Here is a 10,422-nt window from a genome sequence, read left to right as displayed (position 1 = left end):
CCTCACCAGTCGTGCACGGAGCCGTCGAGCCGGCGCGCGACGGGCAGGTAGCGGGGTTCGTAGGGGAAGCGGGCGGCCGCCTCGGCGTCGTACTCGACGCCGAGGCCGGGTTCCTCGGACGGGACGAGCATCCCGTCGGCGAACCGCACGCCGGAGTGGAAGACGTCCAGGGTCTCCTGCGCGTGCGGCATGTACTCCTGGATGCCGAAGTTGGGCACCGCGGTGTCGAGGTGCACGGCGGCGGCCAGCGTGACGGGGGAGAGGTCGGTGGCGCCGTGCGAGCCGGTGCGCACCTGGTAGAGCGCGGCGAGGTCGAAGATCCGCCGCAGGTGGGTGATCCCGCCTGCGTGGACCACGGTGGTGCGCACGTAGTCGATCAGCTGCTCGGTGATCAGCTGCTGGACGTCCCAGATCGAGCTGAGCACCTCCCCGACGGCGATCGGGGTGGTGGTGTGCTGGCGGATGAGCCGGAACGCCTCCTGGTTCTCCGCGGGCGTCGGGTCCTCCATCCAGAACAGTCGGCACTCCTCCACCCGCTTGCCGAACCGCGCCGCCTCGATCGGGGTGAGCCGGTGGTGCACGTCGTGCAGCAGGTGGAAGCCGAACCCGAAGCGCTCCCGCACCGCCTCCAGGTAGGTCGGCGCGAAGCCGAGGTAGGCCTCGGTGTCCCAGGGTTGCTCGTCGGGCAGCGCCGTCGAGGCGGGCTCGTAGATCCCCTCGCCCTTGCGCACGCCGTATGTGCCACCGACGTCGGGCACGGCGGCCTGCGCCCGTACCGCGCCGTAGCCGAGGTCGAGGAAGCGTGCGACGTCGTCGAGCAGCGACGGCACGTCGGTGCCGCTGGCGTGCGCGTAGACCGTGACGCCATCCCGGGACCGGCCGCCCAGCAGCTGGTACAGCGGCAGGCCCGCGACCTTGCCCTTGATGTCCCAGAGGGCCGTGTCGACCGCCGAGATCGCGGTCATCGTGACAGGCCCGCGGCGCCAGTAGGCGCCCTTGTAGAGGTACTGCCACATGTCCTCGATGCGGGCGGGGTCGCGGCCGATGAGCAGCGGGACCAGGTGGTCGCGCAGGTAGGCCGCGACGGCCAGCTCGCGGCCGTTGAGGGTGGCGTCGCCGAGGCCGGTCACGCCGTCGGAGGTCGTGATGCGCAAGGTGACGAAATTGCGTCCCGGCGAGGCGACGAACACCTCGGCACGTTCGATGCGGCTCACGGTTCCACAACCTCCTTGTCGCGCAGTACTGGTATACAAGCAGATGTCGCAAAGAGGTCGCAAGGGCGGATAGGCTGGCGACGTGGCGACGGAGACCCGGCGGACCAGCCGCAGGACGGTCTACGAGACGCTGCGGCGCAAGGTCCTCACGTTGGAGTTCCCGCCGGGCTCGGCGCTGTCGGAGAACGAGCTCGCCGCCCAGCTCGGGGTCAGCCGCACACCCGTGCGCGAGAGCCTGATCCTGCTCGCCGAGGAAGGCCTGGTGCAGGTCTTCCCGCAGGTCGGGTCGTTCGTCTCCCGGGTCGACCCGGCCCGGGTCGCCGACGCGCAGTTCCTGCGCGAGGCCGTCGAGCTCGCCTCACTCGATGACCTCCCCGCGCAGCTCGACCCCGACATCGTCCGCGAGCTGCGCGACAACCTGGCCGAGCAGCGGCGCCCCGACCTGGACGTCGAGGAGTTCTTCGCGCTCGACGAGGCCTTCCACCACGCGCTGCTGCGGCTGTCCGGGCACGGCAACGCGTGGGCGACGGTGGTGTCGGCCAAGGGGCACCTGGACCGGGCCCGCCGGTTGGGGCTGCAGGCCACCGCGCCGCCCGCGTTCACCGACCAGCACGTGGAGATCTTCGACGCCGTGCTCGCCGGCGACGTCGCCGCGGCCAGGACGGCGATGCGCGCCCACCTGCGCGCCGTTTTCGACGACGTCGAGCGCATCCGGCAGCGCTCGCCGGAGCTCTTCGCCCGCAACGCCGACTCGGTGCCCGTGCGCCGCAACGTGGTGGTCTGGGAGTAGGTCCCGCGTCACTGCCCGCCGACCTGAACCCGTGGAGGCGACCAGCTTCGTCGGGCGGCGGTACGAGCTGGCCGAGGCGAAGCGCCTCCTGGCCGCCGCCCGGCTGGTGACGCTCACCGGCCCGGGCGGGGTCGGCAAGACGCGGCTCGCGGCGCGCCTGGCCCAGCAGATCGCCCGTGCGTTCGCCGACGGGGTGTGGTTCGTGCAGCTCGCGGCGGTGCAGGACGACGCGATCGTCCCGCACGCCGTCGCCGACGCGCTCGGGATCCGGGACGAGGGGGACCGTCCGCCGCTGGACGTGCTCGTGGAGCACCTCGCCGGCCGGCGGCTGCTGCTGGTGCTGGACAACTGCGAGCAGGTGCCGGACGCCTGCGCGACCCTGATCGGCACGGTGCTGGCCGCGACCGATGGGCCGCGGGTGCTCGCCACCAGCCGTCACCGCTTGGGCCTCGCCGAGGAGCACCTGTTGCCCGTTCCGCCGTTGCGCGTCCCGGCTCAGGGCACGCCGCTGCAGCAGGGGGACTCCGACGAGTTCGCGGCGCTCCAGCTGTTCGCCGACAGGGCGGCCGCCGTCGTGCCGGGGTTCGCCATCGGCGCGGAGAACCACGCGGCCGTCGCCCGGCTGTGCCGCCGCCTGGACGGGCTCCCGCTGGCGATCGAGCCTCGGCGTGCAGACGGGCGGCATCCCCTTCAAGCTGCCGGGCATACTCGGCCACGAGGGCGCCGGCGTCGTCGAGCAGGTGGGGGAGGGCGTCACAAGGTCGCGCCCGGCGACAAGGTGCTCCTCAGCTTCACCTCCTGCGGCAGGTGCGGCTCCTGCCGCGCGGGCTATCCGGCCTACTGCGACACCTGGCTGACGCGCAACCTGCTCAGTGGGCTTCGCGACGACGGCACGCCCACCGTGCACCGCGACGGGATCGCGATCGGCGCGCACTTCTTCGGGCAGTCCTCGTTCGCCGGGCACGCACTCGCCGACGAACGCGCCGTCGTGAAGGTCGGGATCGACGCCGACCTCGCCGTACTCGCGCCGCTCTCGTGCGGCGTGCTCACCGGCTTCGGCACGATGTGGAACGTCCTGCGCCCTGCGGCGGGCTCCACTCTCGCCGTGTACGGCGCAGGCGCCGTCGGGCTGTCGGCCGTGATGGCCGCCCGCCTGCTGCCGCTCCGCGCCGTGGTGGCCGTCGACCGCGTGCCCGAGCGGCTGGCGCTCGCCGCCGAGCTCGGTGCGACGTACACCGTGGATGCCGCCACCGAGAACGTCGACGCGAGGATCTCGGAGATCACCGGCGGGCGGGGCGTCGACCACGCCGTGGAGACCAGCGGGGACCCCACCGTGCTGCGCACGGCCGTCGACGCCCTGGGCATCCGCGGCACCTGCGCCGTGGTCGGCGAGCCGCCCGCGGGCACCGAGGTGACGCTGGACGTGCAGGGGTTCATGTTCGGCAAGCGGATCGTGGGGGTGACGCTCGGTGACAGCGAGCCGGAGACGCTGCTGCCGGTGCTCGTGACGCTGCACCGGCAGGGACGCCTGCCGCTGGAGCGGCTCGTCCGGTACTACTCGCTCGACGAGCTCAACGCGGCCGCCGAGGACATGCACGCCGGGCGCGTGGTCAAGCCGGTGGTCCGGTTCTGATCCGATCCGCGTCGACCCTTCAGCCGCGACCCCTCAGCCGCGCTGCGCCAGCGCGAACGGCAGCACGGCCGACGCACCCGCGCGGCGGAGCAGGCGGGCGGCCACCGTGGCCGTCCAGCCGCTGTCGATCACGTCGTCGACCAGCAGGACCGGCCCGTTCGGCACCTCGAACGCAGGTGGCTCGAACGCCGACCAGACCGCGGCGAGCCGCTGCGGGCTGTTGGCGTGCTCCTCGGGGCGCGGACCGGCCGGGGTGAGGGTGCCGAGCAGGGGGAGGCGGCCGATCTCGGCGATCCGCCTGACCAGGTGATCGAGCTGGTGGGGCCGGGTGCGGGATCCGATCCCGACCACGCCGACCGGTCGCTCCGCCCAGCCCCACCCGGCGAGCACGCGCACGCACGCATCGAGCACATCGCCGGGGACGGGGGTGTCGTCCCCGCCGACCAGCTCGCGCAGCCGGGTGCCCCATCCGATGTCGGACAGGCGCCCGATCACGCGGCCCGGCTCGGCCAGCTCGCCCGCGGGGATCCGCCCCGACGCGGAGACGCCCAGCTCCGCCATGCCACTCGGCCACTGCTTGCGCGGCGCGACCTCCACGCCGGGACGGCTGATCCGCTCCTGCGCGGCCGCGGCCGCGCCCTCGTCGACGTCGGTGCTCCACGCCGGGGTGGTGCAGGTGTCGCAGCGGCCGCACCGCTCGGCTGCCGGGTCGTCGAGCTGCCGGCGCAGGAACTGCATGCGGCAGCCGGTGGTGTCGATGTAGTCGAGCATCGCCCGCTGCTCGGCGCGGCGCGCCTCGGCGATGCGCTGGTGGCGCTCCCGGTCGTAGACCCACTCCTCGCCGGTGGCCACCCACCCGCCCTTGACGCGACGCACGGCGCCGTCGCTGTCGAGCACCTTGAGCAGCATTTCGAGGCGGGTGCGGGACAGGTCGACGCGCGTCTCGACGGCGGCGGTGGACAGCGGTTCCTCACCGAGCACGCTCAACGCCTGCCGCACCATGGGCTCCGGTGGGAACGCGAGCGAGGCGAAGTAGGCCCAGATGTCGCGGTCCTCCCGGCCGGGCAGCAGCACGACCTCCGCCCGTTCGACGGCCCGGCCCGCGCGCCCGATCTGCTGGTAGTACGCCACCGGCGACGCGGGCGCCCCGAGGTGCACGACGAACCCGAGATCTGGCTTGTCGAACCCCATCCCGAGCGCGCTGGTGGCCACGAGCGCCTTGACCCGGTTCTCGAGCAGGTCGGCCTCGGCCGCGAGGCGCTCTGCCGGGTCGGTCTTCCCGGTGTAGGAGGCGACGGGGTGGCCGCGCTCGCGCAGGAACTCCGCCACCTCCTCGGCTGCCGCGATCGTGAGCGTGTAGACGATGCCGGCGCCCGGCAGCGCGTCGAGGTGGTCGGCGAGCCAGCCGAGCCGCTGCGCGGGCGTGGCCAGCCGGACGACCGACAGGCGCAGGCTCTCCCGGTCGAGCGAACCGCGCAGGACCAGGGGTTCGCCGGATGCCAGCCCGAGCTGCTCGGTGACGTCGACGACCACCCGGTCGTTGGCGGTGGCCGTGGTGGCGAGCACGGGGATGCCCGCAGGCAGCTCCGCGATGAGGGCACGCAGCCGCCGGTAGTCGGGGCGGAAGTCGTGGCCCCAGTCGGACACGCAGTGGGCCTCGTCGACGACGAGCATGCCGGCCGTTGCGGTGAGCCGCGGCAGCACCCGGTCGCGGAAGTCGGGGTTGTTGAGGCGCTCCGGGCTGACCAGCAGCACGTCGACCTCGCCGTCGGCGACGGCGGCGTAGGTGCGCTCCCAGTCGCTCGTGTTGGCCGAGTTGACGGTGGCGGCGTGGATGCCGGCGCGCCCGGCGGCGTCGATCTGGTTGCGCATGAGCGCGAGCAGCGGCGACACGATCACGGTGGGCCCCGCGCCTGCCGCCCGCAGCAGCGCCGTGGCCACGAAGTACACCGCCGACTTGCCCCACCCGGTGCGCTGCACCACGAGCGCGCGCCTGCGCTGGGCGACGAGCGCGTGGATGGCCGTCCACTGGTCCTCGCGCAGCCGTGCTCCCGGGCCCGCGAGCGTGGCGAGCACGGCCTCGGCGCGTTCGCGGGGATCCGATGTGACGGTGGGGGTCATGTGCCCATGGTGGACGAGGGCACCGACAGCGCCCGTGGCGGGCGCCGCGAAGTGTCCGGTTCCCGTCCTGTCGGTGTCCGGGTCCCGGACGCTAGCGTCGGATCACAGGGCCGGCGGGGGTTCGGCCCTGTTTGGGGGGTCCGATGAACAAGGACTGGGAGACCGTGAGTGCCCGCGTGCCGGGGTTCGGCACGAGGGTCACGTTCGCGGGCACCCGCGTGACGTTCACGGGCACGCGGTGACCTTCCGCTAGGAGGCACCTAGTGCCCCGAACCGGAAGTCCACCACATAACTCGACGGCCCAGCTCCCCGCTGAGCACACCGGCGAACCGCCCGAGTACGCCCGGTACGAGGCCGGCCCGCCGGCGCACTCAGCGGAAACCTGGATCCGCCGATTTATGCACCGGACTTCCGGTTCGGGGCACTAACACGGCGCCCGCCCCGCGGGCGCCGTGCTGCTGCTCGGGGGGAATCATCACGGTCTACCGCCGCGTCGTCGCGGCGTCCGGACTCGCGAACCTCGGAGACGGTGTCCGCCAGGTGGCGTTGCCGCTGCTTGCCGCCGCCATCACCCAGGACGCAGTTCTCGTCGCCGGGCTCACGGCCGTCGCGTACGTGCCGTGGATGCTGCTCGGCCTGCCCATCGGGGCCCTCGTCGACCGCGGCCGTCCAGAACGGTTCGTCCTGTGGGCGGCGGTCACGCGCGGCGTGCTGTTCGGCGTGCTCGCGCTCGCCCTCGTGCTCGACGTCCGGTCGATGCTCCTGCTGTACGCCGTCGCGTTCCTGCTCGGCGTCGGCGAGGCAGCATACGACAACGCGAGCCAGTCGCTGATCCCGCGCGTCGTGCCGGACGCCGACCTGGAACGGGCCAACAGCGCGCTCGTGAGCGTGGAGCGGCTCGGGCAGGACCTCGTCGGGCCCGCCGTCGGCGGCGTCATGTTCGCCGCGGGCGCGTCGCTCCCCTTCGCGGTGAGCGCGGCCGCGCTCCTCGTCGCCGGGGTTCTCGTCACGGGTCTGCGCACGCCCGCACCGGTCGTCGAGGGCCGTCCCACCCCCCGCGCGGTTCTCCGGGAGGCTGCCGACGGGATGCGGTGGCTCCTCCGCGCCCGGTTCGTCCGCACGATCATCCTGACGGGTGCGGGGCTCACGTTCTTCACCCAGACGTGGGAAGGGCTGCTCGTCCTGCTCGCCGTCGGCCCGATGGGCACGTCGGAGACGGTGTTCGGGCTGATGCTGGCCGGTGGTGCGGTCGGCGGCATCGTGGGCGCGATGGCCACCGCGCCCCTCGTGCGCCGGTTCCCGCAACGCGCGCTCCAGATCACCGCGCTCGCGGTGGCCGCGGTCGGCAACTTCGTGCTCGCGGCGTTCCCCGCACCGGTGGTCGCCGCCGTCGTCCTCAGCACGACCAGCTTCTCGTTCGCCCTGTGGAACGTGCTGTCGGTGACGATCCGGCAGCGGCTCGTGCCCGGGGCCGTGCTCGGTCGCGTCAACGCGGCCAGCCGCACGCTCTCGATGACGGCGGCCCCGCTCGGCGCGCTGGCCGGCGGCGGGCTCGCGGCGGCGCTGGACCTGCGTGCGCCCCTGTGGGTCAGCGGGCTGGCGATGGTGGTGATCACCGGCCTGTTCGTCGCGGCCACGCGGGACGTCGGCGCTCTGAGCGAACGCAACTGACAGCGACCGCGGGGTGTGGAGTCACCCGGACGGGGAATCCGGTCGGCATGAGCAGCCCCCTATGGCCCTTCGCGGTGCGGCGATGCACCCGATGCACGAGGGAGGCCGTCGTCGTGGTCGCCTCGGACGACGGATCCGGAACCGTAGCGGCCTGTTCCGAGCACCTCGAGTGGGCGTTCTTCCTCGGCGTCGACGAGTGGAGCGGGCGCCGCCCGGCGTGACCTTCGCGTGCCGTGGAGGCACGATGGTCGGGTGAGTCAGCCCCAGCCCGCGCTCTTCGGCTCGGTCGACGAGGTCGCCGAGCGCCTGGCCACCGTCGGCTACCTCGCGTCCGCGGCCGTCGCCACCACGGTGTTCCTCGCCGACCGCCTCGGCAAGCCGTTGCTCGTCGAGGGTCCGGCCGGGGTCGGCAAGACCGAGCTGGCGAAGGCGGTCGCCGAGACCACCGGCTCCGGGCTGGTGCGGCTGCAGTGCTACGAAGGCATCGACGAGGCCCGCGCGCTCTACGAGTGGAACCACGCCAAGCAGCTGCTGCGGATCACCGCGGGCCAGGGTCGCGAGTCATGGGACGCGACCCGCGACGACGTGTTCTCCGAGGAGTTCCTGCTGCCGCGGCCGTTGCTCACGGCGATCCGGCGCACCGAGCCGACCGTCCTGCTGGTGGACGAGATCGACAAGGCGGACGTCGAGGTCGAGGGCCTGCTGCTGGAGGTGCTCTCCGACTACCAGGTCACGGTGCCCGAGATGGGCACGGTGCGGGCGTCGCGGCGCCCGTTCGCGGTGCTCACGTCCAACTCCACGCGCGAGCTGTCCGAGGCCCTCAAGCGGCGCTGCCTGTTCCTGCACCTCGACTTCCCCGACGCCGACCTGGAGCGGCGGATCGTGCTCAGCAGGGTGCCCGAGCTGCCGGAGGCGCTGGTGGACGCCCTGGTGCGCACCGTGCGCGTGCTGCGCGGGCTGGAGCTGCGCAAGGCCCCGTCGGTGGCCGAGACCATCGACTGGGGACGCACGCTGCTCGCGCTCGGCATGGACACCCTCGACGCCGACGCCGTGCGCGCCACCCTCGGCGTGGTGCTCAAGCACCGGTCGGATGCGGAGCGTGCGGCGAGGGAGCTGCGGCTCGACTGAGCCGGGTGTGGGCCTGGCGTGCCGCTCGACGGCCGCCCCGTCATCATCGCCGGCGGCTGCGGGGCCGCGGTGGCACGGGGGTGAACCGGCGGCCCGCCGGGTCGAGCACGAACCGCTCCGGCTCGTCGAGGAGCTCGGCGAGCATCCGCTGGGCGGCGTCGCGGTCCAGCTCCTCGGGCACGGTGATGCCGGCGAACTGCACACCGCGCAGCTCCGCGCAGAAGCTGTAGCGAAAGTCCTCCTCACCGGCGTAGTAGAGGGCGAGCGCACCGGTCCAGGTCACGTCGTGGCCCGCCGCCGTCGGGGTGAACGTCACCTCGTGCCCCGCAGTGGCGTCGTGGCCGAGCAGGTAGACGAAGAAGGCGGGCTCCTCCTCGAAGTCGACCTCCTCGACCGGGTCTGCCATGAGCGTCTGCGGAGCGGCCATCCGGAACGGGCGGCCCGGCTCACCGGCCAGCAGGCCCCGGCGCCACCCCGGGCTGAGCGTGCAGCGGTGGTAGTTGTTCCACACGACCGGGCTGCGCCAGTCGCCCTCACCGTCGCCCTCGAAGGCCGGCTCGCGCGCGCCGTACTCCTCCGAGCGCAGGCTCAGCTCGAACCACAGCGTGCCGTCCGGGTGGATGCGCCCCGACCAGCCGAAGTCCTCGACCGCGTGCCCGTCGGGCCACGGGTTGCCGGGGAACCAGATCCTGCCCTCCACGGCGAGGAACCCTAGGGTCGACGGGGTGAGCTCGTCCGCGCAGGTGCGCGCTGACCGCACCCATCCGGGCCGGTTGCGGTAGGTCGAACGGAACGCGTCGGCGGTCTCGTGACGGGCGATGCCGTACACGAACCCGCCGAGCGAGCCCGCCCCGGTGGAGGGCGGTCGCTGATCCCGGTTTTCACGCGAGCGTAACTCCGACCGGCCCGGAGCAGGCGACACTGTGTGAACCGCTCGGTTCAACCGGAGGAGTCGCCGTGCCCGATCTCGACCTGACCGCCTTCGCCGACCTCGGCGTCTTCACCCCCGCCGACGGCCCGGACGCGGCCGAGGCCTTCTACCGCCGCTGGGGCTTCGTGGTGCTGCGCGACCTCGTGGCGCCGGAGCTGATCGACGCGATGGAGGCGGAGTGCGTCGCCGCGCAGCGCGGCGTGCTGGGCTGGGACCTCGATCCGCGGTACGGCTCGACGAAGTACCTCGACGACGAGTCGAAGGCGGAGCGGTTCGTCAACTACGTCGAGCACGTCGAGGAGCTCGCGCCGACGATCCCCGCCACGCTCGCGACGCCCGCCCTCGTCGAGCTCGTGGGGCGGATCCTCGGAACGGACTTCTGGCCGGGGCGGAACGGGGTCGTCTACCAGGACGCCCGGCCGGGCCGCGAGTCCGGCTACACGCGGATCGGCTGGCACGCCGACTGGCAGGCCGTCCCGCACCTGGACATCTGGCCGGGCACCGCGTTCACGATCCACATCGACGGCACCAGCCCGGCCAACGGCTTCCTGCGGGTGGTGCCCGGGAGCCACCTGTGGGCCACGGCCTCGCCGTTCGAGAACATCAACAACGCGGCCGTGCCGGACGGCGCGCCGCAGGCCCGCGGCTACACCGACGTCCCGCCGCCCGCACCGATGCCGCTGGGCTTCGAGAAGATCCGCGGCGAGATCCCGGTGTACGTCGAGCGCGGCGACGTGATCCTCCACGACGCCTACCTGTGGCACGCCGCGGCCCGGGCCACCGACGACGACACGATGCGCCGCCACGTCCGCGGCGGCTGGCACGGCGGCGACCGCTCGCTCATGGACCGGGAGACGGGCTTCGTGAAGAACGCGGCCCGCTGACGTTTCCGACGAACGGCGCTGTTGTGCCACTGAGAGCTGCGCGCTTGCTT

At 73.2% G+C, this 10,422-nt stretch carries 9 protein-coding genes and 1 pseudogene; 7 read left to right on the top strand and 3 right to left on the bottom strand.

Annotated elements, in window-relative coordinates:
- Positions 1-2: 2 nt before the first annotated feature.
- A complete protein-coding gene (gene manD / locus FHX44_RS08315) occupies positions 3-1,214 on the bottom strand; it encodes a D-mannonate dehydratase ManD (RefSeq protein ID WP_147254948.1) in 1,212 nt (403 codons plus the stop codon).
- 82 nt (positions 1,215-1,296) lie between these two features.
- Here manD and FHX44_RS08310 point away from each other — a divergent pair, with 82 nt between their 5' ends.
- The 4 genes and pseudogenes from FHX44_RS08310 to FHX44_RS44165 all read left to right on the top strand — a co-directional run bounded on the left by FHX44_RS08310 (position 1,297) and on the right by FHX44_RS44165 (position 3,637).
- Complete coding sequence (locus FHX44_RS08310) at positions 1,297-2,004, top strand: GntR family transcriptional regulator (protein WP_147254947.1); 708 nt, start codon at positions 1,297-1,299, stop codon at positions 2,002-2,004.
- Between the two features lie 31 nt (positions 2,005-2,035).
- Positions 2,036-2,434: pseudogene (locus FHX44_RS44175) on the top strand (AAA family ATPase); the annotation flags it as partial.
- Entirely contained in the window at positions 2,412-2,861 is a 450-nt protein-coding gene (locus tag FHX44_RS44170; protein WP_425469181.1) for an alcohol dehydrogenase catalytic domain-containing protein, read from the top strand. The pseudogene FHX44_RS44175 and the gene FHX44_RS44170, both read left to right, overlap by 23 nt.
- 206 nt (positions 2,862-3,067) lie before the next feature.
- Positions 3,068-3,637, top strand: coding sequence for a zinc-binding dehydrogenase (locus FHX44_RS44165; protein ID WP_425469180.1), 570 nt, complete (start codon positions 3,068-3,070; stop codon positions 3,635-3,637).
- A gap of 33 nt (positions 3,638-3,670) precedes the next feature.
- Here FHX44_RS44165 and FHX44_RS08300 read toward each other — a convergent pair whose 3' ends face one another.
- Entirely contained in the window at positions 3,671-5,758 is a 2,088-nt protein-coding gene (locus FHX44_RS08300) for a RecQ family ATP-dependent DNA helicase (protein ID WP_147254946.1), read from the bottom strand.
- Positions 5,759-6,046: 288 nt separating this feature from the next.
- On the opposite strand from FHX44_RS08300, the gene FHX44_RS08295 reads away from it, so the two are divergent.
- Together FHX44_RS08295 and FHX44_RS08290 are read left to right on the top strand one after the other, a co-directional pair.
- Positions 6,047-7,429 (top strand): MFS transporter, encoded by a 1,383-nt coding sequence (locus FHX44_RS08295; RefSeq protein WP_147254945.1) that lies wholly within the window; start codon positions 6,047-6,049, stop codon positions 7,427-7,429.
- A 252-nt stretch (positions 7,430-7,681) separates the two neighbouring features.
- Positions 7,682-8,557, top strand: coding sequence for an AAA family ATPase (locus FHX44_RS08290; protein WP_147254944.1), 876 nt, complete (start codon positions 7,682-7,684; stop codon positions 8,555-8,557).
- Between the two features lie 43 nt (positions 8,558-8,600).
- Here the strand turns inward: FHX44_RS08290 and FHX44_RS08285 are convergent, their stop codons facing one another.
- Complete coding sequence (locus tag FHX44_RS08285) at positions 8,601-9,257, bottom strand: hypothetical protein (protein ID WP_147254943.1); 657 nt, start codon at positions 9,255-9,257, stop codon at positions 8,601-8,603.
- 257 nt (positions 9,258-9,514) lie between these two features.
- Here FHX44_RS08285 and FHX44_RS08280 point away from each other — a divergent pair, with 257 nt between their 5' ends.
- Entirely contained in the window at positions 9,515-10,372 is an 858-nt protein-coding gene (locus FHX44_RS08280; protein ID WP_212612378.1) for a phytanoyl-CoA dioxygenase family protein, read from the top strand.
- Positions 10,373-10,422 lie beyond the last annotated feature (50 nt).

The organism is Pseudonocardia hierapolitana, assembly GCF_007994075.1.
Taxonomy (GTDB): Bacteria; Actinomycetota; Actinomycetes; order Mycobacteriales; family Pseudonocardiaceae; genus Pseudonocardia; species Pseudonocardia hierapolitana.
The sequence above is the reverse complement of the archived record's forward strand: the minus strand, read 5'-3'. Positions and strand labels throughout refer to the sequence as shown.

Coding starts and splice junctions, on each gene's coding strand:
- FHX44_RS44170 (WP_425469181.1), top strand. CDS start 2,412: ATGGGCCGCGGGTGCTCGCCACCAGCCGTCACCGCTTGGGCCTCGCCG.
- FHX44_RS44165 (WP_425469180.1), top strand. CDS start 3,068: ATGTGGAACGTCCTGCGCCCTGCGGCGGGCTCCACTCTCGCCGTGTAC.
- FHX44_RS08300 (WP_147254946.1), bottom strand. CDS start 5,758: ATGACCCCCACCGTCACATCGGATCCCCGCGAACGCGCCGAGGCCGTG.